General features: G+C 74.3%; 19 protein-coding genes. 5 read left to right on the plus strand and 14 right to left on the minus strand.

Annotated elements, in window-relative coordinates:
* Positions 1-54 precede the first annotated feature (54 nt).
* The 3 genes from SL103_RS26465 to SL103_RS38065 form a co-directional block, all read right to left on the minus strand.
* Entirely contained in the window at positions 55-777 is a 723-nt protein-coding gene (locus tag SL103_RS26465; RefSeq protein WP_079145993.1) for a DUF6333 family protein, read from the minus strand.
* 106 nt (positions 778-883) lie between these two features.
* On the minus strand, positions 884-1750 hold the full coding sequence (locus SL103_RS26470) for an Fpg/Nei family DNA glycosylase (protein WP_069571433.1): 867 nt from the start codon (positions 1748-1750) through the stop codon (positions 884-886).
* Positions 1751-1932: 182 nt separating this feature from the next.
* On the minus strand, positions 1933-2118 hold the full coding sequence (locus SL103_RS38065; protein ID WP_164492901.1) for a hypothetical protein: 186 nt from the start codon (positions 2116-2118) through the stop codon (positions 1933-1935).
* 325 nt (positions 2119-2443) lie between these two features.
* Between SL103_RS38065 and SL103_RS26475 the strand changes: the two genes are divergently transcribed.
* The gene (locus SL103_RS26475; protein ID WP_069571435.1) at positions 2444-2782 is read left to right on the plus strand and encodes a hypothetical protein; all 339 of its coding nucleotides are present in this window, start codon (positions 2444-2446) and stop codon (positions 2780-2782) included.
* Positions 2783-2848: 66 nt separating this feature from the next.
* Here the strand turns inward: SL103_RS26475 and SL103_RS26480 are convergent, their stop codons facing one another.
* The 5 genes from SL103_RS26480 to SL103_RS39315 are packed head-to-tail and all read right to left on the minus strand — an operon-like array spanning position 2849 to position 5930.
* Positions 2849-3712 carry an ABC transporter permease gene (locus SL103_RS26480; RefSeq protein WP_069571436.1) on the minus strand — a complete coding sequence of 288 codons (864 nt, stop codon included), beginning with the start codon at positions 3710-3712 and terminating at the stop codon, positions 2849-2851.
* Positions 3672-4601, minus strand: a complete 930-nt coding sequence (locus SL103_RS26485; protein ID WP_069571437.1) for an ATP-binding cassette domain-containing protein — start codon at positions 4599-4601, stop codon at positions 3672-3674. Before SL103_RS26485 ends, SL103_RS26480 begins: the two co-directional genes overlap by 41 nt.
* Entirely contained in the window at positions 4591-5055 is a 465-nt protein-coding gene (locus SL103_RS26490; RefSeq protein WP_069571439.1) for a MarR family winged helix-turn-helix transcriptional regulator, read from the minus strand. Before SL103_RS26490 ends, SL103_RS26485 begins: the two co-directional genes overlap by 11 nt.
* Before the next feature lie 27 nt (positions 5056-5082).
* Entirely contained in the window at positions 5083-5580 is a 498-nt protein-coding gene (locus SL103_RS26495; RefSeq protein ID WP_069571441.1) for a DUF3995 domain-containing protein, read from the minus strand.
* Complete coding sequence (locus tag SL103_RS39315; protein WP_079145994.1) at positions 5577-5930, minus strand: DUF6191 domain-containing protein; 354 nt, start codon at positions 5928-5930, stop codon at positions 5577-5579. Before SL103_RS39315 ends, SL103_RS26495 begins: the two co-directional genes overlap by 4 nt.
* Before the next feature lie 439 nt (positions 5931-6369).
* Here SL103_RS39315 and SL103_RS26505 point away from each other — a divergent pair, with 439 nt between their 5' ends.
* Both SL103_RS26505 and SL103_RS26510 read left to right on the plus strand, forming a co-directional pair.
* Positions 6370-7350, plus strand: coding sequence for a hypothetical protein (locus SL103_RS26505; RefSeq protein ID WP_069571443.1), 981 nt, complete (start codon positions 6370-6372; stop codon positions 7348-7350).
* 57 nt (positions 7351-7407) lie between these two features.
* Positions 7408-7941, plus strand: a complete 534-nt coding sequence (locus SL103_RS26510; protein ID WP_069571444.1) for a hypothetical protein — start codon at positions 7408-7410, stop codon at positions 7939-7941.
* Between the two features lie 28 nt (positions 7942-7969).
* Here SL103_RS26510 and SL103_RS26515 read toward each other — a convergent pair whose 3' ends face one another.
* From SL103_RS26515 to SL103_RS26540, 6 genes are all read right to left on the minus strand, one after another.
* Positions 7970-9190 (minus strand): PP2C family protein-serine/threonine phosphatase, encoded by a 1221-nt coding sequence (locus SL103_RS26515; RefSeq protein ID WP_244304051.1) that lies wholly within the window; start codon positions 9188-9190, stop codon positions 7970-7972.
* A gap of 112 nt (positions 9191-9302) precedes the next feature.
* Positions 9303-10124, minus strand: a complete 822-nt coding sequence (locus SL103_RS26520) for an S-methyl-5'-thioadenosine phosphorylase (RefSeq protein WP_069571445.1) — start codon at positions 10122-10124, stop codon at positions 9303-9305.
* Between the two features lie 14 nt (positions 10125-10138).
* Positions 10139-10876, minus strand: a complete 738-nt coding sequence (gene mtnC, locus SL103_RS26525; protein ID WP_069571446.1) for an acireductone synthase — start codon at positions 10874-10876, stop codon at positions 10139-10141.
* Positions 10873-11466: a 1,2-dihydroxy-3-keto-5-methylthiopentene dioxygenase gene (locus tag SL103_RS26530; protein ID WP_069571448.1), complete on the minus strand. Its 594-nt coding sequence runs from the start codon at positions 11464-11466 to the stop codon at positions 10873-10875. The genes mtnC and SL103_RS26530 overlap by 4 nt, the downstream gene beginning before the upstream one ends.
* Complete coding sequence (locus SL103_RS26535) at positions 11463-13187, minus strand: bifunctional S-methyl-5-thioribose-1-phosphate isomerase/methylthioribulose 1-phosphate dehydratase (RefSeq protein ID WP_069571449.1); 1725 nt, start codon at positions 13185-13187, stop codon at positions 11463-11465. The genes SL103_RS26530 and SL103_RS26535 overlap by 4 nt, the downstream gene beginning before the upstream one ends.
* The gene (locus tag SL103_RS26540) at positions 13184-17410 is read right to left on the minus strand and encodes a non-ribosomal peptide synthetase (protein WP_069571450.1); all 4227 of its coding nucleotides are present in this window, start codon (positions 17408-17410) and stop codon (positions 13184-13186) included. The genes SL103_RS26535 and SL103_RS26540 overlap by 4 nt, the downstream gene beginning before the upstream one ends.
* Before the next feature lie 409 nt (positions 17411-17819).
* Here SL103_RS26540 and SL103_RS26545 point away from each other — a divergent pair, with 409 nt between their 5' ends.
* Together SL103_RS26545 and SL103_RS26550 are read left to right on the plus strand one after the other, a co-directional pair.
* Positions 17820-20942 (plus strand): non-ribosomal peptide synthetase, encoded by a 3123-nt coding sequence (locus tag SL103_RS26545; RefSeq protein ID WP_069571451.1) that lies wholly within the window; start codon positions 17820-17822, stop codon positions 20940-20942.
* Complete coding sequence (locus SL103_RS26550; RefSeq protein ID WP_069571453.1) at positions 20939-21160, plus strand: MbtH family protein; 222 nt, start codon at positions 20939-20941, stop codon at positions 21158-21160. The genes SL103_RS26545 and SL103_RS26550 overlap by 4 nt, the downstream gene beginning before the upstream one ends.
* Positions 21161-21162: the final 2 nt, after the last annotated feature.

Genomic DNA, 21162 nt, shown 5'->3' on the forward strand with positions numbered 1-21162 from the left:
TCCGCCCCGCCTCCGATCGGGGGCCGCACGGCGTGCCACGCGGCCGGACCGTGGTCAACCACCGATGAAGAACAGCTCTTCCATCTTCCGGGTGGAGGACTCGGTGTGCCGCACGCGGAAGACGGAGGTCTTGAGGCCGGCCATGGGCCACGGGTCGGCCTCTCCCAGTGCGAGGGTGGCGAAGTCGGCCCATTCGACGTCGCCGGGATCGGCGTCGAAGTCGATCTCATGCTCTTCCAGGACGTCGGCGCCGATGCCCAGCGCCGCGGCGACGGCACGGGGGTCACCGGTCAGCGCCCACGGATCCATCGTGGGCCACCCCGAGGCGTGGAACATCGGCCCTCCCGGCAGCTGGATGATGTCCTCGGTATGGGACTCGCCGCAGTCCACCTCGACCCGGCCGACGATCCGTGCGTCGGGGAACCGCTCCCGCAGCCTGGTCACCTCGTACAGCAGCGGGGTGTCATTGCCGTCGTCGACCATCGCCGGATCCGATATCGCCAGCACGTTGCCCCAGCACCCGACCTGGATCACGTCCAAGTCGGCGCGCGTCGCCAGATAGGGAGTCGCGTAGGCGGACACCGGGTCCAGCTCCTCAAGAACCGCATCGACGGTCGGGAACGCCTCGGCGAACGCCCGTGCCGCGACGGGGTCGTTGGCCGGCAGGTCCTCGGCGCGGACCGCGAACGGGGGTTGCAGGACGGTGATGTTGTAGCGGCCACCGCAGCCCCGGACCATCCGGTCGGACGGCCGGGTCCAGAAGTTGATGTCGGTCATGCGCGCCACCGTAGTGCGGGGCACTGACAACGCACTCCCGAACGGCGCCCGCCCTCCCTCACCGGCCGATGCGGTGTCAGCCGCGCCGGTGCTGACCCGGATCCGGCTACTTCAGCAGCCGCGACAACCGGCGGTCGGCCAGCGGCTTGCCGCCGGTCTGGCAGGTGGGGCAGTACTGCAATGCCGAATCGCTGAAGGACACCTCGCGGATCGTGTCCCCGCAGACCGGGCAGGGCTCGCCGGTCCGCCCGTGCACCCGCAGCCCGCTCCTCTTCCCCTCCTTGAGGTCCGCCGGCGCCAGCCCGCGGGCCCGTTCGACCGCTTCACCCAGCGTCGCGCGGACCGCCGTGTACAGCAGGGTCACCTCGTCCTCGGACAGCGTGGCGGCCAGCTTGAACGGCGACATCCGCGCCGCGTGCAGGATCTCGTCGGAGTAGGCGTTGCCGATCCCCGCCAGTACGCCCTGGTCCCGCAGGACTCCCTTGATCTGCCGCCGCTCCCCCGCCAGCATCCCGGCGAAGGCCGCCCGGGTGAAGTCCTCGGCCAGCGGATCGGGCCCCAGCCGCGCGATCCCCGGTACGTCCCGCGGATCGGTCACGACATACACCGCGAGGTGTTTCTGGGTGCCCGCCTCGGTCACGTCGAAGCCCGCCCCGTCCGGTGCGGCGAGCCGCACCCGCAGCGCCAGCGGCCCCTTGCCCGGGCGTGGCGGCGCCGTCGGCAGTCGTTCGCTCCACCGCACCCAACCCGCCCTGGCCAGGTGCATCACCAGGTACAGCCCGTCGGCGCGCAGCGCCAGAAACTTCCCGTGGCGCGCCACCCCGTCGAACGCCCGCCCCTCCAGCGCGGTCAGCGGCGGCTCAAAGGTCTTCAACGCGGCCACCGACACGGGATACACCCGCGCGACCGCCCGGCCGGCCAGCCGCTCCTCCAGGAACCGGCCCAGCGCCTCCACCTCGGGCATCTCGGGCATAACCCCAGTCTGACCCGGCCCGCAGACGCCCGCACGAAAGACCGTCGACCGCACCCCGCGAACGAGGGCGACGGCCGACGGCCCGTTCGGCCGAGCCGGGTGCGGTCTCCGCAGGTCAGACGGATACGGCGGCCTACCGGCAGGTCGGAGCCGTGCGGTGGACGGCTCCGGGCGGTTCTGCGCTACCGGATGGGGCCCTGCAGTCCACCGCCGCCGGTGGGCGAGGACGGCCGGTAGTGGTCGATCAGGCCCGCGTGCTGGTTGGGGCGGGCGGGCCGGTGGGAATCGGGGTGGTCGAGGCGCGGCCGGCGGCCGTGCAGCACAAACCCCGCAATGCGGGAGGTTAACCGGCTCAGGCTGGCTTTCATCAGTCCTCCGCTCGAAGCGTTCAGGTAAGGCAACTCTACGCGCGAAGGGAGGGGAATTCCCGTCAAGTCAGCCGTGATCCGTGGGAGTTGGAGGCCCGGCAGAGTGCCGGTGACGGGTGGACGGGCGCAGGCCGCCGTGCCGGCCTGAAAACGCACTGACCAGGGCGTTCAAGGAACGTCCAAGGTTGCCACAAGGTGGCGCCCGCACTCTTGTCGAGGAGAAGAGGAAGAAGAGGAGACGGAGCGTCGCGGGTCTTGGCCCTTCGGAAGGGGCCGTTCCGGCGTCCGGTCCGTCTGCCGTTCGACTGGCGACCAGAGGAGTCACATGCGTAAGAACATCGCAGCACTGGCCCTTGCCTGCGGTGCCTTCACGGCGCTCGCCGCACCCGTGGGCACCGCCCAGGCGCTGCCCGCCCCGGGCCAGGCAGCTGCCGGGTCGTGTGCCCGTCCTTGGCACGACGGCAACACGTACGGATACGGCTGCAAGGGGTATCCCGCGGGCTACAAGGTCCAGGCTTCGGCGCAATGCAACAACGGCGGTTGGGCGTACGGCAGCAAGGTCTCGATCTCGGGCAGCAGTTACGGGTGGTCGTACGCCTACTGCGCCGGCAAGGGCGGCTACAAGCTCGGGACGGGCGGTTACGTCATCCTCGGCCCTGCGTAACTCCGTACCGGTGTGGCCTCGGCTCGGCGCGCGGTGGGGAGAGGGGCTTCGGTTGATACGGGTGGGTCAGCGGGCCAGGCGGCCCAGGAGGGAGGAGGCGGCAGCGATGCCGAGGGCGGCGGAGCCGACGAGGACGCCGTAGTCCAGGGCCAGATGGGCGTGGGTGCCCAGCAGCAGGCCGCGTAGCGCGTCGACCTGGTAGCTGAGGGGGTTGACGCGGCTGACGGTCTGGAGCCAGCCGGGCATGATCGCCACCGGGTAGAGGGCGTTGGAGGCGAAGAACAGCGGCATGGTGATGGCCTGGCCGATGCCCATCAGGCGGTCGCGGGTCAGCACGATGCCCGCGATGGTCATCGACAGGCAGGAGAAGAAGGCCGAGCCGAGGACCACCGCGACGGCCACACCGAGCAGGCGCAGCGGGTTCCAGGTCATCGCCACGCCCAGCAGTGCGGCGATGACGATCACGACGACGGCCTGGATCAGCGCCTTCACCCCGGCCGCGAATCCCTTGCCGGCGATCAGGGCGGAGCGCGGCGTCGGCGTCACGAGCAGCTTGGTGAGGATGCCGGCGTCCCGCTCCCAGATGATCATGATGCCGTAGAAGATCGCGATGAACATGGCGGACTGGGCGATGATGCCGGGCGCCAGATAGTCGATGTACGGGATGCCGCCGGTCGGGATGGCCTTGATGCGGGTGAAGGTCTCGCCGAAGACCAGGAGCCAGAGGGCCGGCTGGACCGCCCGGGTGTACAGCTCGGTCCGGTCGTGGCGCAGCTTCTGCAGTTCGACCACGCACATCGCCACGACCCGGGCGGGCAGCACCCGCCAGCCGGTGCGGGAGCGCGGCGGGACGAGCAGCAGGTCCAGCCGGCCGGGGGTGGCGGGGCCGTCAGCCGACGCGGTGTGCGGTGCGGCGGGTGCTTCGGACATCGCGGAAGTCTCCTGACCGCTCGTCGAGACCGCTGCCGGCGACGTCCCGGAAGACGTCCTCAAGCGTCGGTGCGGCGTCGGCTGAGCGCGATGCGAGTGAGGCGAGTGACGCGGTGGGTTCGATCGGTGGGGTGGGGGTGTGCGCGGCGCGGCGGCGGGTGCGCAGGGCCTCCTTGAGGTCGTCCGGGGTCCCGAGGGCCCTGATGCGGCCGAGGTGCATCAGGGCCACGCGGTCGCAGTACTGGTCGGCCTCGTCCATGTAGTGGGTGGTGACCAGGACGGTCATGCCGGTGGCGGCGCGTACGGCGTTGATGTGTTCCCAGACGGAGGTGCGGGCGATCGGGTCCAGGCCGATGGTGGGCTCGTCGAGCATCAGCAGACGGGGTGCGCTGACCAGCGCCTGGGCGAGTTCGAGGCGGCGGATCATGCCGCCGGAGTAGGTCTTGGCGAGCCGGCCGGCCGCTTCGGTGAGGCCGACGGCGGCCAGTGCCTGGGCGACGCGCTCGGCGCGCTCGCGGCGCGGGACGTCGAAGACCCGGGCGAACAGCGCGACGTTCTCCCGGCCGGTCAGCCCGGCGTCGGCGGAGAGCTGCTGCGGGACGTAGCCCAGCAGCCGGCGGACCGCCATCCGCTCCTTCGCCGCGTCGTGGCCGTACACCCGTACCGTGCCGGCCGGTACGGGCAGCAGGGTGGTGATGCAGCGGATCAGGGTGGTCTTGCCCGCGCCGTTCGGGCCGAGCAGGCCGAAGACCTCGCCGGGGCGTACGGAGAGGTCCACGCCGTCCACGGCCACGGTCTCGCCGAAGGAGTAGCGCAGCGCCCGGCAGGTCACGGCGTCGGGCCGGGGGCCGCCGTCCGGGGTCGGCCGGTGCGCGCCGTCAGAGGTCATGGGCCTCCTCCGTCTCCTCGTGCAGGTTGTGGGCGAGCCTGCGCAGCGCCGGGAGGGCCGCGGCCAGCGCCACCTGATCGGCCTCGGACAGCCGCGCGACCTGCTCGCGTACCAGGGCGCTGCGGCGGACCTCCCAGTCGTGCAGCCGGGACCGCGCGGCCGGGGTGGGGAACAGCAGGGCCGAGCGGCGGTCACCGGGGGCGGTCTCGCGGCGCAGGCAGCCGGCCCGGCTGAGCTGGTTGACGAGGGTGGAGACCGAATTGCCCGCGAGGTAGAGCTCCTTCGCGGCGTCCGAGACCCGTATGCCGGGGCGGGCGGCGACCAGGCGCAGGAGTTCCACCTGCGCACCGCGCAGACGGGGAACGGTCAGGCCGGCCCGCAGCCGGCGCCGGATGAGGCGCTGGACACCGGCCAGCACGTCGGCGAGCGAGTCGGGGAACTCCCCTGCAGCCATACCGCCGAGTTTAGGTCTCAGTGAGAGCTACGGCCCGTCCGATGGGGCAGCGCGCCTGCCGGCCCGAAGGGCGGCGAGGCCGAAGGCCAGTCCTCCGGCGATGAACCAGGGGTTCCAGAGGGCCAGCGTCCAGGCCCGCTGCCCCGCGCTCACCGAGGTGTCCGGATACGTCGTGCCGGTCAACAGCAGCACCTCGATGCCGAGGCCCCGGACCAGTAGGAGAGCGCTGACGCCCCACCCCAGCCACCTCGCCGACAGGGCGGGAACGCCGCGGAGCCCGGAGCGGGCGAGCAACCATGCCAGCAGGGCACCGAGGAGGCAGAGCGCCCCCACACCCCACAGACCGGCCACGACGAACCACAGCGGGCGCTCGGTTGCCAGCGGACCTGCGGAGACGCTCAGCCCCACCGCACCGCCGAGGGCCCAGTAGAAGTGCAGCCCGGCGAACGCGGCCGCCCACCCGCACGCGACACGCGCCCACAGCGTGGACGGCCCCGCGCCGGTTCGCTCCGGTCGGCGTCTCACCGCCGGCCCTCACCGGCGCGCCCGTCAGCGCACCGGCCGTCCGCTTCGCCGGCCACCACGATGAGCGCCGTGCCCTTGGCGAGGTCGATGCCGGCACGGGGCGGCGCACCGTCGCTCTCGTCGTCCCGCCGCAGCAGTTCCACCCTCCGCTGCTCCAGCTCCACCGTCTTGTTTCCGTTCACGACCGCCGTGAACTCATCGAAGGCGACGGTCGACCACGACGGCCCCGTGCGCCTGCGGAGCCACGGGACCAGGCCGAGTCCCGTGACCCGCCGCCACGCGCTCTCCACCAGGGCGAACAAGGCCAGCAGAGCAGCGAACGCCGGGAACGACATGAGCAGAACCGTCACGGTGGGACTCCTCTCGCTGATTGCCCCGGGCTCACTGTTCCGGGTCCGCAGCGGGCGGGAATCAGACCGGCGCATGATCCGCCTCCCCCGTGCGGCGGAGGCGCTGCCGTGCTCAGCCCTCCTCGGGGGGCGGCGGCGGGGTGGGCGCCCCCCGGGGGCGGGGCGATCCTCGGGTACGTCCGGGTGGTGGCCGTGGCCGTGGTGGCGCCGGCGGCGGGCCGCGCGCCGGGGGCGTCGTCCCGCAGGAGGGCGTCTCCGGAGCGGTCGGTGAGGGCGGCCGCGACGGTCGTCCACAGGCCCGGGAGACGGCCTTGACAGTGCTTCGCGGGCGGAGAAGCCTGGTCCTTTCGGCAGTTGCCGGAAGTCGGGGGAAACCGGGGGAATCGGGGGACTCATGACGAGGTACACGACTGTGCGCGCGTCGGGTGGGACGCGAGGAATGCACGAAAGACGAACGGTGTTCCGCGGGCGCCGGGCCGCCGGTTTCGGCGCCGCGGCCCTCGCGCTGGCCCTTGCGCTGACGGCCTGTTCGTCGGACGGGGGGAGCGAGGCGTCGGCGGGCGGCAGCGGGGGCTCGGCGGCCGCCCCGTCGGCGGCGACCGACCCGACGCCGCCCCCGACGCCGACGGTCGACCCGGCCACCTACCGCCACGCCCTGAGCGGGGCGCTCGGCCCGCTCGACAGCGCGCTGCGCGCGGTGGACCGGGCGGGTGAGGGCGGCGCGCTGAACAGGGCGCTGGACACCGCGGCCGCCCGGGCCGACGCGGCCGCCGACGCCCTCCAGACCACCAGGGCACCCGACGACGCCACCGCCGGCAACAGTCAACTCGCCTCTGCGCTACGGGCGTTGGGGCAGGACCTGAAGAGCGCGCGGGGTGACGGCGGACGGTGCGCCACCTCGCCGCGGGTCGAACTGGGCACGGCCCAGAGCCCGAAGAGCGTCCAGGAGGCCGGGCGGTCGCTGACCGCGCTCGGCTACGACGCCGCGCTGCGCCTGCCGCGCACGGAGCAGGCCAAGCACCGCCGGCTCGCCAACGGCACGCTCATCCGCGACGGCAGCCGGGGCGGGCTGGGGCGACTGACGATCAGGAACGGCACCGGCACGGACGCGGTGGTGACGCTGACCCGCGGCACCCGGACGGCCTTCTCGGTGTATGTCCGCCAGGGCTCCGACACGACGATACGCAGCGTCAACAGCGGTTCGTACACGGTGTACTTCACCACCGGCGAGGACTGGAACAGCGCCAGGAGCTCCTTCACCCGCGGGTGCAGCTTCGAGAAGTTCGACGACAAGGCGAACTTCCGTACCGTCCGGGTCACCGGCGGCACGCAGTACACGGTGCTGACGTTCACCCTGAACAAGGTGATCGGCGGCAACGCGACGACGAGCCGGGTACCGCCGGGCGAGTTCCCTTCGTGACGGGCCGGTCCGGGCCGCTGCCGGCGCGGCGGCCCGGGCTCGGTATCGTGACGCCGCGTGGGTGACAGCACATGGTGGACCTTGGCGATCGCGGCGGTGACCGGCGGCACGGCCGTGCTGGCCAGTTGGGTGTCCAGCCGCGGCGCCACCCGGGCCGCGCGGATCCAGGCCGAGAGCACGGCCCGCGCGCAGCGCGCCGAGCGGCTGCGCGAGAGTCGGCGCACCGCCTACCTGGACCTGATCGAACAGGCCCACCGCATGGGCGAGTTGTTCTGGGAGATCTCCGCGGTGCTGCGGCTGCCGCGCTCGCAGGCCCGTACCGCCACGCTCGGTGAGCTGCGCGACCGGGAGGTCGCCGAGTACCTCAGGATCCGGCGCTGCGCCCGGGTCGTCGAACTGGAGGGCCCCGCCCCGGCCGCCGCCGCGGCGCTCGCCCTCCAGAAGGCGACCGGTCCCTTCCACGCGGCCGTCACGGCGGAAATCGCCGGTGACGCCGACGGCTCGGACGCCTTCGACGCGGGCTACCGCCCGTTCTGGGCGGCGCTGGAGACGTTCGTGGACGCGGCGCGGGAGGCGCACCAGTACGGGTGAACGGTGCGGCGGCGGCAGCGCCCTCGCTTCACGGGGACGGCGGCCCGTCGGTCCCGTGCGGCGCGATCGCCAGGATGGCCACGTCGTCGTGGAAGACCCGGGTGTGACGGGGCAGGTCGGTGTTGAGGAAGTCGATGACCTCGTCGGGGCCGGGGGCGGCGCCGTCGCCGAAGCGGTGCCGGAGGCGGTCGAGGAGCGGGTAGAAGACGCCGTTGTGGTCGCGGGCCTCGATCAGGCCGTCGGTGCACAGCAGGAGGACGTCGCCGGGGGTGAAGGGGTGGGTGTAGGCGACGGGCTCCTCGTCGGCGAGGGTGCCGAGGCCCAGCGGAAGGGCCGGCGGACCGGTGAGGGCGGTGACCCGGCCGCCGGAGATCAGGACCGGCTCGATGTGGCCGTGGTTGACGATCGTCACCCGGCCGGATCGGGCTGCGTACTCGACCAGGGCGGCGGTGACGAACAGTTCGTTGTCGCGCAGCTCGTCGGCCTCGCGTGCCATCCGCCGCTCCATACGGGCCGCGACGGCCAGCAGGTCGCCGCCGTCGTCAACGGCCTCGCGGAAGCTGCCGAGGAGGGCGGCGACGGTGCGGACGGCCTTCAGTCCCTTGCCGCGGACGTCACCGATGATCGCGCGCTCGCCGGCCTCGGTGGCGCGGATGTCGTACAGGTCCCCGCCGACCATGGTGCCGACCTCACCGGAGCGGTAGAGACCCGCCGCGAGGACGCGCCCGACCTCGTGCGGCACCGGGCGCAGCAGGGTGCGCATCAGCGCCTCGGCCACCGAGTGGGCGCGCACCAGGTGCCGTTCCTGGCGCTGCCGGTGGGCGGCCAGCGCCACACCGAGCAGGCCGACCAGGCCGGTGTCGAGGTACGCGGCCACGTGGTGGGTCTCCCACAGCTGGTGGAGGTTGTGGCCGGTGCAGCACGGGGTGCCGGCCACCACGCCCTCCAGGACGAGCGCGCAGAGCGTGACGGCGGCGACGCCGAGCGGGCCGAGGGCGTAGGCGGCGACCATGGGCAGCGCGATCAGCAGGAAGCTCACCGCCCAGTCCGTGGGCGTCACGGCCTCCAGCACCATGACGAACACGAGGTAGGCGAGCGGCAGCCAGCGCATCCACGCGGGGCGCCGGGGCGCCTCGAAGCCGCTGTTCTCCACGGTCCCCGCGCGCGTCCCGGCCGGGCCGCCGCGGTCCGGCCGGCGCTCGCGAGGCATCCGTTCGAGCGCCGGCTCACCCGGTCCCGATCTGTACACGCGGGCTCCTGATACGACCGTGATCAAGAGCCTCAGCCTCGCGTGCCCGGAGGGCCGGGCCCCGCCATTACGCCGTCGGCGGGCATGTCCCGGGACCCGGCCGGTGCGGTGGTCAGGGCAGCGGGAAGGGCAGGTCGATGCCCGCGAGGGTGTCGGGGCAGGCGCAGGTGCGCTCCTTGGGGAGGCGGTCGAGGGTTTCCAGGACCAGGGCGCGCAGCCGCTCGGTGTTCTGGGCGAAGACCTTGAAGACCTCTTCCTGCGAGACGCTCTGGTGCGCGTCGATGCCCGCGTCGAGGTCGGTGACCAGGGCCACCGCGGTGTAGCAGAGGGCGAGTTCGCGGGCGAGCACCGCCTCGGGGTGTCCGGTCATGTTGACCAGCGACCAGCCCGCGGCGGCGTACCACTGCGATTCGGCGCGGGTGGAGAACCGCGGCCCCTGGATGACGACCATGGTGCCGCCGTCCGTGGCCCCGGCCCCGGTCGCGGCGGCCGCCTCCAGCACCGCCTCCCTGCCGTGCGCGCAGTAGGGGTCGGAGAACGAGACGTGCACCGCGCCCTCCTCGTAGAAGGTCTGCGTCCGGCCGCTCGTGCGGTCCACCAGCTGGTCGGGGACGACGACGGAGCCGGGGCCCAGCTCGGGGCGGAGCGAGCCGACCGCGCACGGGGCGAGGATCTGTCGGACGCCCAGCGAGCGCAGCGCCCAGAGGTTCGCCCGGTAGTTGATCCGGTGCGGCGGCAGGGCGTGGCCGCTTCCGTGGCGCGGCAGGAAGGCGACCCGCCGGCCGCCGATCTCGCTGAGGGTGATCGCGTCGGACGGCTCGCCGTAGGGGGTGTCGACGGTGTGGCGCTCGGCGTCCGCGAGGAGTTCGTAGAAGCCGCTGCCGCCGATCACGGCGAGCTCGGCGGTGGGGGCGGTGGTTCCGGTGCTGGTCATGTGTCCTGTCCGGGTCAGGGCGCCGCGGGGGCGGGATCGTGGTCGGGGTCGGTGGGCAGGTGCAGTGCGGTCAGGTCGCCGAGGACGGGGTGGCCGTCGACGGCGGTGCCGCGGGGGTCGTCCGGGCGGCGTACGGCGAGGGTCTGCCAGCCGGCTCCGGCGGCGGCGTCCAGTTCGGCCGCCACGTCGCTGAGGAAGAGCGTGTGGCCGGGTGGCACCGCCAGGGCGCGGCTGATCGTGCGGTAGGAGTCCGGCTCGCGCTTGGGGCCGGCGGTCGTCAGGTCGAAGTAGCCGTCCAGCAGGCCGGTCAGATCGCCGTGGTTGCTGTGGGCGAACCAGTTGCGCTGGGCGGCCGCCGAACCGGAGGAGTAGATGTGGCGCTCGATGCCGGCGGCCTGCCAGCGGGCCAGCGCCTCCGGTACGTCGTCGTAGACGTGTCCGTGCAGGGAGCCGTCGGCGTAGCCCGCCGCCCAGATCTCGCCCTGAAGTGCCTTGAGCGGGGCCGCTTTGACGTCGGCGTCGGTCCAGGCGTGCAGCGCGGCGACCGCGCCGGCCTCGTCGAGGCCCGGTGCCCCGGTCGTGGTGCGGATGTCCTCCAGGGTGCGCGTCCACCGGGGTTCGCCGCGATGGGCGGCGAACCAGGCGGCGAAGCGCTCGCGCGCGTACGGGAAGAGCACCGTGTGGACGTGGTCGGCGGAGCCGGTGGTGCCCTCGATGTCCAGGACGACGGCGCGTACGGGGGCGCGGCTCACCGGGCCGCCGGCCGCTGCGCGGGGGCGACGAGCTCGTCGAGGGAGGGGAAGGAGCGGGCGAGGGGATCGGCGGTGAAGTCCCCGACCCAGCCGTCCTCCTCCTCGAAGAAGCGGATGGCCGCGAAGTCGGGGCGGGTGCCCATGTCGAACCAGTGCCGGGTGCCGGCCGGCACCGAGAGCAGGTCGCCCGCCTCGCAGACCGTGGCGAAGACCCGGTCGCCGAGGTGGAGGTAGAAGCAGCCGCGGCCGTGGGCGAAGAACCGCACCTCGTTCTCGGCGTGCCGGTGCTCCTCCAGGAAGGTGGTGCGGGCCTTGGCGGCCCGCGCGGCGCTCTCCGGGTCGTCGGACGGGTGCAGCCGGGCCACGTCCACGACGCGGAAGCCGTGCCGGTCGCACAGCTCACCGACCTCCGCGCGATAGCGGTCCAGCAGCTCGTCGCTGTCGTCCTCCGGGGCGACCGGGCCGCGGACCGGCCAGTGGTTCAGCTCGACGCCGTGGCCGGCGAGTTCGCCGGCGATGGTGGCGGCGTCGGTGGTGCGCAGCAGCACGGTGCCCGGTGCGTCGTCCGGCATCAGCTGAAGGAGCGTCATGCGGTCTGTCCCTCCCAGGGCGTGGTCTCGGGCACGGTCTCGGGCGAGACCGCGGCGGCCCGGGCCGGCCGGTTGCCGGCGTCGAGCAGCACGAGTTGGCAGATCGCCTCCAGGCACTCCAACCGGTTGCGCGCCTGCGCCAGATCGCGGCCCCAGACCGTGACCCCGTGCTCGGCGATGAGCAGCGCGGGCGGAGCGTCCGGCCGGTCCCGCAGGTGGGCCGCCACCTCGGTGGCTATCCTCCCGACATCCGCGTGGTTGGGGAAGACGGGAATTTCGGTGCCGGACGGATCGGCGAGGCCCAGGCCCTTGAGGAGTTCGAAGTCGCGCAGCGGCAGCCCGGTCCGGCCGGCCCCGGCCGTCTCCCGGGACCGGCGGCCGGCCACCGCCGTCGTGTAGGGGGCGTGCACGTGGATGACGGCCCGGGCGTCGGTGGTGCGGTACACCGCGGCGTGGATGGCGGTCTCCGCGGAGGCGCGGGGGCCGTCGGGGTCGACCGGCTGCGCGGTACCGGCGTCCACGGCGACCATGTCACGGCCGGTCAGTTCGCCCTTGTCCCGCCCGCTGGCGGTGATCAGCGCGGTCGGTTCCGCGGGGTCCGGGCGGACGGATATGTTGCCCGAGGTGCCGGGCATCCAGCCGCGCTCGTAGAGGGTGCGGGCCATGGCGGCCACCGCGTCGCCGAGCCGGGGCGCGTCGGGGACCGCCGCGGGCTCCTCGCGCGGCCGGACGACCCGGCTCTCGGAGACGATCGCGGTGATCAGCTCGGCCGGCGTGACGTCGAAGGCGGGGTTGAAGACGGCGGTTCCGGCCGGGGCCACCGGGGCGCCGGCGCACTCGGTGACCTCCGCCGCACCGCGCTCCTCGATCTTGATCCCGGCACCGGTCGCCAGGTCGGGGTCCCGGGTGGACTCGGGCGCGATCACCAGGAACGGGACCGCGTGGCGGGCCGCGGCCACCGCGATGCCGTACGTACCGATCTTGTTCGCCACGTCCCCGTTGGCGGCTATGCGGTCGGCGCCGACCAGGACGCAGTCCACCATGCCGGTGGCGAGCGCGGCGGCGGCCGCCGAGTCGACGCACAGCCGGTGCGGTACGCCCGCCTCGCGCAGTTCCCAGGCGGTGAGGCGGGCGCCCTGCAGCAGCGGGCGGGTCTCGTCGACGAGGACCTCGGCCACCCGCCCCCGGGCGGCGAGTTCGAGTATCACGCCGAGGGCGGTGCCGATCGCGGTGGTGGCCAGCCGGCCGGTGTTGCAGTGGGTGAGCAGCCGCAGCGGCCGGTCGGGCAGCAGGCCGACGAGCAGGTCCGCCGCGCGCCGCACCATCGCCCCGTTCACCTCCGCGTCCTCGCGCAGCATGGCCAGCCCCTCGTCGAGGACGGCCCGGTGGCCCTCGTCGAGGCGGGTGAGCACCCGGCGGACGGCCCACTCCAGGTTGACCGCGGTCGGGCGGGCCGCCACCAGCCGGCGGGCGTCCTCACGCACCGCCGCCCGGTCGACGCCGCCGCCGGGCAGTCGGTGGCGCAGCGCGGACAGTGCCACGCCGAGGGCGCCCGCCAGGCCGATGGCCGGTGCGCCGCGGACGGCGAGGGTGGAGACGGCCTCGATGACCTCGTCCACCGTGCGCAGCCGGAGCTGCCGGGTGGCGTGCGGCAGGACGCGCTGATCGATGGTGACGATCGCGCCGTCCTCCCAGGAGAGCGAGGGCTGCTGGGCGTTCACGGGGACTCCAGGGGTTCGGTGGCCTTCAGCGCGGCCTCGATGACCGGCCCGGCCTCCGCCAAGGCGTCCGCCGTGACGATGCCGGTGTGGTCGCAGGCGACGGCGTAGCTGTCCACCCGGCCACCGAGGAGCGGGTGCCAGACCTCGGACGCGGGACCCGCGGGGTGTTTCGGGGCCGCCGCGTCGAGGAAGAGCACCTGCCCCGGGTATCTGCCCGGGCGGTGCTCCGCCAACGCGCGCACATTGTGCTGCGCGATCCGGAGCAGGGTGCCGACGGCCCGGTCGTCGAGGGAGCCGAGGGCGCTGCCGGCCGCGCGCAGGGCGGCCGCGAGAGCCGCGGCTCCGGGCAGGCCGCCCTCATAGGGCGGTTCCGGCGCGGTGATGCCGTCCAGGGCGAGCGGGACCAGGGCGTCCGCGTCGAGCGAGGTGCCCCAGCCGAGCACGTCGCCGGGGTAGGCGTCGAGCAGCACCAGCAGGGCCGGCGGCTCACCCCGCCCCGCCAGGTCGACCGCCATCTGCTGGGCGACGGTGCCGCCGAACGACCAACCGGCCAGGATGTACGGGCCGTTCGGCCGGATCGCGCGCAGCCGCTCCAGATAGCCGGCGGCGAGCTCGCGGACCGTACGGGGGGCGGCCCGGTCCGCGGTGAGCCGGGGGTCCTGGAGCGCGTGGACCGGGTGACCGGCCGGGATGTGCCGCAGCAGGGCCGCGTAGCACCAGCTCAGGCCGTTCGCCGCGGGGATCAGGAACACCGGGGTGCGCTCGCCCTCGGCGCGGAAGGTGAGGACCTCGCCGAGGCCCTCCCCGTCGGTGCCCTCGTCCAGCAGGGCGCTCAGTCCGGCGACCGTCGGCGCCCGGAACACGTCCGGTACGCCGAGGTCCACGCCGAGGGCGGCGCGGATCCGGTGTGCCAGGCGGGTGGCCAGCAGGGAGTGCCCGCCGAGTTCGAAGAAGCCGTCGTCGATGCCGACCTGGGGTATCCCGAGGACCTCGGCGAACAGCCGGCACAGGACGGATTCGCGGGGGCCGCGCGGGGCCCGGCCGCCGTCGGCCGCCGCGAACCGCGGGGCGGGCAGCGCCCGGCGGTCGAGCTTCCCGTTGGCGGTCAGCGGGAGGGCGTCGAGCGTCAGCAGCGCCGCGGGCACCATGTAGTCGGGCAGCCGGTCGGCGAGCCGGGCGCGGAGTGCGGTGGTGTCGACCGGTGGCCCGGCCGGGTCCGGCACCAGGTAGCCGACCAGCAGTTTGTCGCCGGTCCGGTCCTCGCGGACGGCGACCGTGGCCTGGCCGACGCCGGGCAGCGCGCTCAACGCGGCCTCGACCTCGGCGGGTTCGACCCGGAAGCCGCGGATCTTGACCTGGTCGTCGGCCCGTCCGAGGAAGACGAGCCGGCCGTGCGGGTCCCACCGGACCAGGTCGCCGGTGCGGTACATCCGCTCGCCGGGCCCGCCGAACGGGCAGGCCACGAAGCGCTCGGCGGTCAGCGCGGCGCGCCCGGTGTAGCCGCGGGCGAGCCCGGCGCCGGCCAGGTACAGCTCGCCGGGCACCCCGGCGGGCACCGGCCGCAGTGCCTCGTCCAGCACGTAGGCGCGGGTGTTGTCCATCGGGCGGCCCAACGGGACGCTCCCGCCGGCCCGTTCGCCGGGCAGCCAGGACGTCTGGGTGACGCACAGCGTGGTCTCCGTCGGCCCGTACAGCGCCCGTACGACGGTGTCCGGGCAGGCCGCCCGCACCCGGTCGACGGCCTGTCCGGAGACCGCGTCGCCGCCGGTCAGCACCTCGCGCACGGAGGCGAAGCAGCCGGCGTGGTCCTCCGCTACGGTGCGGAACAGGCCGGCGGTCAGATGGACCCGGGTGATGCGGTAGCGGTCGATCAGTCCGGCGAGGGCGTCGCCGTCGGTGGCGCCCGGCGGTGCGACCACCACGCAGCCGCCGGACAGCAGCGTCACCCAGATCTCGTAGGTGGCGGCGTCGAAGGCGTGCGGGGCGTGGAAGAGCACCCGGTCGTCCGGGCCGAGGCCCCAGCAGGAGTCCCGGGCCAGGTCCAGTACGCCCTGGTGCGTGGTGCCGATGCCCTTCGGCTCGCCGGTCGACCCCGAGGTGTACATGACGTAGGCGAGCTGGTCGGGGTGGACGTCCGGCAGCCCGGCCGGGGGCGCGGCGGCGTCGGCGGCCGGTGCGCCGACGGTCAGGACGGTGTGCGGTCCGGCGGTGACCGGATGGCCGCGGAACGCCTCGTCCACCAGCAGTACCGGGCTGCCGGCCTCCTCGACGGCCGCCCGCATCCGCGGTACGGGGTGGGCGGCGTGCAGCGGCAGGTAGGCGGCGCCGGCCTTCAGGACGGCGAGCTGCGCCACCAGGAGGTCCGCCGACCGCTCCATGAGCAGCGGAACGGGCGCGTCGGCGGACACCCCGGCCGCGATCAGCCGGCGCGCCAACCGCTCGGCGCGGTCGCTGAGTTGAGCGTAGGTGAGGGTGCGGCCGGCGTCGAGCACGGCGGTGGCGTCGGGTGCGGTGGCCGCCCGGGCGTCGAAGGCCGCGACGAGCGAGCCCGGCGCGGACGGCCGGACGGCGCCCTGCCACTGCCGGGTCACCTGCGTCAGCTCCGCGTCGGTGAGCAGGTCCAGCTCGCCGACCGGCCGGTCGGGGTCGGCCGCGGCCCGGTCCAGCAGCCGGAGCAGCCGCTCGCCGAGCGCCCGCGCGGTGGGCTCGTCGAACAGGGCGCTGCTGTACGTCAGGGAGAGCTCCAGCAGGTCCTCGTCGGGCCGCTCGTCGAACGCGAACTCCAGGTCGAACTTGGCGCCCTGGGCCTGCGCCCGGTCCGTGACGCACGTCGTCCCGGCGAGGTCCAGGCCGAGGTCGCCGCCGTACGCCCAGGAGAGCATCACCTGGAAGAGCGGGTGGCGGGCGAGCGAGCGGGGCGGCTGGAGCTCCTCGACGAGCCGGTCGAAGGGCAGGTCCTGGTGGCGGAAGGCGGCCAGGTCGGCCTCCCGGACCCGCGCGAGCAGCTCACCGAAGGCGGGGTTGCCCGAGGTGTCGGTGCGCAGCACGAGCGTGTTGACGAAAAAGCCGGCCACGTCGTCGAGGAGTTCGTCGCCGCGCCCGGACACGACCGTGCCCAGCGGGATGTCGGTGCCCGCGCCCATCCGGGTCAGCAGGGTCGCCAACGCCGCCTGCACGACCATGAGTTCCGTGGCGTGGCCGTCGCGGGCCAGCCGCTTCACGGCCGCCCGGGTGGAGGCGCCGACCGGCAGCCGCAGGGTGCCGTGCGCCGAGCCGGCCCGGGGCGGCCGGGGGCGGTCGGCGGGCAGCGGCAGCTCCTCGGGCAGTTCGCGGAGCGCGGTGCGCCAGTGGGCGAGCGCGCGGGCGGCCGCGCTGCCGGGTACGGACTCCTCGTCGAGCCAGGCCCGCTGCCACAGCGCGAAGTCCGCGTACTGGACCGGCAGCGGCTGCCACTGCGGGGCCCGGCCGTGGCGGCGCGCGGCGTAGGCGACGGACAGGTCCCGGCCCAGGCGGCTCACCGACCAGCCGTCGCAGGCGATGTGGTGGGCGACCAGGACCAGCACGGAGCGGTCCGGCGCGGTGGTGAACAGCTCGGCGTACAGCGGGAGTTCGGCGGTGAGGTCGAAGACGTGCGCCGCGGCGGCGGCGACCGCCGCGGGCAGCCCGTCCGGTGTGCAGGTGGTCACCGGCAGGCCCGTGCGGGCCTCGTCCGGGGGCAGTACGCGCGAGGTCGGCTCGCCGTCGCGCGCACCGAACAGCGTCCGCAGCGCCTCGTGCCGGGCGACGAGATCGCCGAGCGCGGCGGCCAGCGCCGCCTCGTCCACCACGCCCTCGATCCGGGTGACCAGCGGCACGTTGTAGGTCGCGCTCGGCCCCTCCAGGCGGTCCAGGAACCACAGACCGCGCTGGCCGGAGGAGAGCGGTACCGACGGCGGGCGCGGTGCGACACGCGCCACGGGGCGCCGCGCGGGCTCCTCGCCGTGCAAGTGCCGGGCCAGCGTCGCCGCCGTCTGGCTGCGGAACAGTGCCCGCACGCCGATCTTGACGCCCAGCACCGCCCGGATCCGGTTGACCATCCGGACGGCCAGCATCGACGTCCCGCCCAGGGCGAAGAAGTTGTCGTCGGGGCCGACGTCGGGGACGTCGAGGACCTCGGCGAAGAGACCGCGCAGGATCTCCTCCTGCGGACCGCGGGGCGCGGCACCGGTACCGTCCAGTGTCATAGGGGAAGACCTCATCCGCTGGGGATCCGACGGGGATCCGGTGGGGACGGCCGGGGCGTTCCTCGTGTACGCGTCCCTTCGGTGCGCTCCCGATGCCCCCGAATGCGCTCACCGGAAATGCGAAGCGAGACGAAGGGATGCGTGCGGATTTCGAGGAAAGGCGCTTTCGGCGCCCATTGAACCCGCCCCGGCAAAGCCGCACAAGCGCCGGAGGGTGTCCCGCCGGCGGGACGGCGGACGTTCCTTGACACTCATTCGGCCGCCCCCCTACGTTGCCGTTCGCCGCCACCCGAGGGTGGCGAAAGACCGCAGCGAAAGCCGAATGCAGAACAGGGCGATCCATCGCGCGGAAAGGGGATTCGGCTTGCCGGAAGCGCCGGGCACCATCACCTCGGTATTTGCCGCGCGAGTGGGCGAGAACAAGGATTCCACCGCGGTCGGTCAAGGCGGTACCGCTCTCTCCTACCGGGAACTCGACGAAAAGAGCGACGTTCTCGCGCGAGCGCTGACCGCTCTCGGGGTGGCGCCCGAGGACCGCGTCGGCATCCTGATGGAACGCGGCGTGGACGTCGTGGTCGCGCTGCTGGGCACACTGAAGGCCGGCTGCGCGTACGCGCCGTTGGACATCCGCTCGCCCGCGGCCCGGCTGCGCACGGTCGTCGAGGAGTGCGGCACCCGGCTCGTCCTCGTCGACCGCCCGGAGCGTGCCGCCGCGCTCCGCGACGGCAGCGGCGGCGGCCCCGGCGGCGTGCACGTCCGGGTGGTCGGTGAGCTGACGGCCCGCGCCCTGCCACCGGTCGCCGGGCCCCCGCCGGTGCACCCGCAGCAACTCGCCTACGTCATCCACACCTCGGGCTCGACCGGCCGCCCCAAGGGCGTGGCGATCAGCCACCGGGACGTGGTGGCCTTCGCCGCGGACGGGTGCTGGGAAGGCATCGACCGGCGGGTGCTGCTCCAGTCGCCGCTGGAGTTCGACGCCTCGGTGTACCAGATCCTGGTCCCGCTGCTGCGCGGCGGGACCGTGGTCGTCGCGCCACCGGGCCGGCTGGACGCGGCGCAGCTGGCACGGACCCTCGCCGAGGAGCGGATCACCTCCACCTTCATCACGCCCTCGATGTTCAACGTGCTGACGGAGGAGTCCCCGGACGCCTTCGCGCACGGCTGCCAGGTGTGGATGGGCGGCGAGGTCGCCTCCCCCGGCGCGGTCGCCCGGACGCTCGCGGCCTCCGGCCCGCGCTCCGTCGTCAATGTCTACGGCCCGACCGAGGTGACCGTCTTCGCCACCCGGCACCTCGTCACGGAGGTCGGTGACGGCCCCGTCCCGATCGGCTCCGCGCTGGCCGGGGTGCGCACCCACGTCCTGGACGAGGAGTTGCGCCCGGTCGGTGCGGGCGAGGTGGGCGAGCTGTATCTCGCCGGGCGGGGAGTGGCCCGGGGCTACTGGGGGCGGCCGGCACTGACCGCGGGCCGCTTCGTCGCGGACCCGTTCGCGGGCGACGGCAGCCGGATGTACCGCACCGGCGACCTGGTGCGGCGCCGCGCGGACGGGCTGCTGGAGTACTTCGGACGGCAGGACAACCAGGTCAAGCTGCGCGGGTTCCGGATCGAACTCGGCGAGATCGAGCACCAGTTGACCCGCCGCGCCGACGTGGCCCGGGCCGCGGTGGTCACGCTCCCGGACCGCCACGGCGGCCACCACCTCGTGGCGTACGTCGTGCCCGCCACGCCGGCCGACGGCGCCCGGGGCGACTGGCCGGCCCGGCTCCTCGACGCGCTGCGGGCGCACCTGCCGGGACACATGGTGCCCGCCGCCTGTGTGGTGGTCGAGCGGCTGCCGCTGACCAACAACGGGAAGCTTGATGTGCGGGCGCTGCCCGCACCGGTCTTCGAGGGCGCCGGACGGGCGCCGCGCAACCGGGCCGAGCGGCTGCTGTGCGAGGTGTTCGCGGACGTCCTCGGGGTGGCCGGGGTCGGCATCGACGACAGCTTCTTCGCGCTGGGCGGGCACTCGCTGACCGCGACCCGGGCGGCGGCGGCCATCGCGTCGGCGCTCGGCGTGCGGCCGGGTCTGGAGGACCTGTTCGCGGCCCCGACGCCCGCCGGGCTCGCCGCCCGGCTGGCGGACCGGCCGGACACCGGTGCCGGGCCCGTGCCGCCGGCCGCCGCGCCCGCGGACGGCCCGGTCGCGCTCTCGCACGCCCAGCGGCGGCTGTGGCTGCTCTACCAACTGATGGCGGACGCCGACCCCGGCTATCACATCCCGCTGCTCTTCCGGCTGTCCGTGCCGGTGGACACCGCGGCGTTCGACGCCGCCCTGGCAGATGTGACGGCCCGCCACGAAACCCTGCGCACGGTCTTCCCGGCCGACGGGGAGACCGCCCACCAGCGGATCCTCGACCCCGCCGACGCCGCGGTCCGGCTCACCGTCACCGACTGCCGGCTCGCCGCACTCGACGCGCTGCTGACGGCCGCGGTCCGGGCACCCTTCGACCTGGAGACCGAGCCGCCGCTGCGGGTGACGCTGTTCCGCACCGGGGAGGAGCAGGTCCTGCTGGTGGTGCTGCACCACATCGCCGCCGACGGCTGGTCCTTCACCCCGCTGTTCCGCGACCTGTCCCGGGCGTACGCGGCCAGGAGGGCGGGCGCGGCACCCGCCTTCCGGCCGCTGCCCGTCCAATACCGGGACCACGCCGCCTGGCAGCGCACGGTGCTGGGCGACCGCGACGACCCCGGCAGCCTCCTGGCGCGGCAGCTCGCGCACTGGCGTACCGCGCTGGCCGGCATCCCCCTGTGCACGCCGCTGCCCGGTGACCGCCCCCGCCCGGAGTACGCCGGCGGCGCGGGCGCGGTGGTCGGGTTCACGGTCCCCGCGGAGCTGCGCCGGGAGCTGGACGAGCTGGCCCGGGCCGCCGGCTGCACCCTCTTCGTGGTGCTCCAGGCCGCGCTGGCGGGCCTGCTGACCCGGCTCGGCGGGGGCGAGGACATCGTCGTCGGCACCCCGACGGCGGGGCGCGCCGACCCGGCACTGGACGATCTGGTCGGCTTCTTCGTCAACACCGTTGTGCTGCGCACCGACACCTCCGGCGACCCCACCTTCGGTGAGCTGCTGCGCCGGGTGCGCGAGGCGTGGATCCCCGCGTACGCCCACCAGGACGTCCCCTTCGACCTGCTGGTGGAGGCCGTCAACCCGCCGCGGAGCCTGGCCCACCACCCGGTGTTCCAGATCGCGTTCGGCCTGCTCAACACCGAGGACTCGGCGCTCGAACTGGACGGCACCCGCCACCACTGGCGGCTGGCGGGGACCGGCGCGGCGCGTTTCGACCTCGCCTTCGACGCGGTCAGCCGCACCGACGCCGACGGCGCGCCCGGTGACCTGGACATCAGCCTGGAATACGCCACCGAGCTGTTCGACCGGGCGACTGTGGAACGGCTGGCGGACCGGTACGTCCGGCTGCTGCGCGCCGCGGCCGCCGCACCGGACCAGCCGCTGCACACCTTCGCCCTCGACCCCCGGGAGAGCCCCGCGCCATGAACCCCTTCGACGACGAGAACGGCACCTTCAAGGTCCTGGTGAACCCCGAGGGCCAGTACTCGCTGTGGCCCGCCTTCGCACCGGTCCCGCCGGGCTGGGAGGTACGGCTGGACGACCGCCCCCGTGCGGAGTGCACCGGGTACGTCGAGGAGCACTGGACCGATCTGCGGCCGGCCTCCCTCGTCGCAGCGACGGCCGCGCCGGACTCCCGGAGCTGACC

It is taken from the genome of Streptomyces lydicus (assembly GCF_001729485.1).
Taxonomy (GTDB): domain Bacteria; phylum Actinomycetota; class Actinomycetes; order Streptomycetales; family Streptomycetaceae; genus Streptomyces; species Streptomyces lydicus_D.

Excerpts from the sequence above, each read along its gene's own strand:
- SL103_RS26480 (WP_069571436.1), bottom strand. The coding sequence starts at position 3,712 with ATGTCCGAAGCACCCGCCGCACCGCACACCGCGTCGGCTGACGGCCCC.
- SL103_RS26490 (WP_069571439.1), bottom strand. The coding sequence starts at position 5,055 with ATGGCTGCAGGGGAGTTCCCCGACTCGCTCGCCGACGTGCTGGCCGGT.
- SL103_RS26530 (WP_069571448.1), bottom strand. The coding sequence starts at position 11,466 with ATGACGCTCCTTCAGCTGATGCCGGACGACGCACCGGGCACCGTGCTG.
- SL103_RS26465 (WP_079145993.1), bottom strand. The coding sequence starts at position 777 with ATGACCGACATCAACTTCTGGACCCGGCCGTCCGACCGGATGGTCCGG.
- SL103_RS26520 (WP_069571445.1), bottom strand. The coding sequence starts at position 10,124 with ATGACCAGCACCGGAACCACCGCCCCCACCGCCGAGCTCGCCGTGATC.
- SL103_RS26540 (WP_069571450.1), bottom strand. The coding sequence starts at position 17,410 with ATGACACTGGACGGTACCGGTGCCGCGCCCCGCGGTCCGCAGGAGGAG.
- SL103_RS26550 (WP_069571453.1), top strand. The coding sequence starts at position 20,939 with ATGAACCCCTTCGACGACGAGAACGGCACCTTCAAGGTCCTGGTGAAC.
- SL103_RS26470 (WP_069571433.1), bottom strand. The coding sequence starts at position 1,750 with ATGCCCGAGATGCCCGAGGTGGAGGCGCTGGGCCGGTTCCTGGAGGAG.
- SL103_RS26505 (WP_069571443.1), top strand. The coding sequence starts at position 6,370 with ATGCACGAAAGACGAACGGTGTTCCGCGGGCGCCGGGCCGCCGGTTTC.
- SL103_RS38065 (WP_164492901.1), bottom strand. The coding sequence starts at position 2,118 with ATGAAAGCCAGCCTGAGCCGGTTAACCTCCCGCATTGCGGGGTTTGTG.
- SL103_RS26485 (WP_069571437.1), bottom strand. The coding sequence starts at position 4,601 with ATGACCTCTGACGGCGCGCACCGGCCGACCCCGGACGGCGGCCCCCGG.
- SL103_RS26475 (WP_069571435.1), top strand. The coding sequence starts at position 2,444 with ATGCGTAAGAACATCGCAGCACTGGCCCTTGCCTGCGGTGCCTTCACG.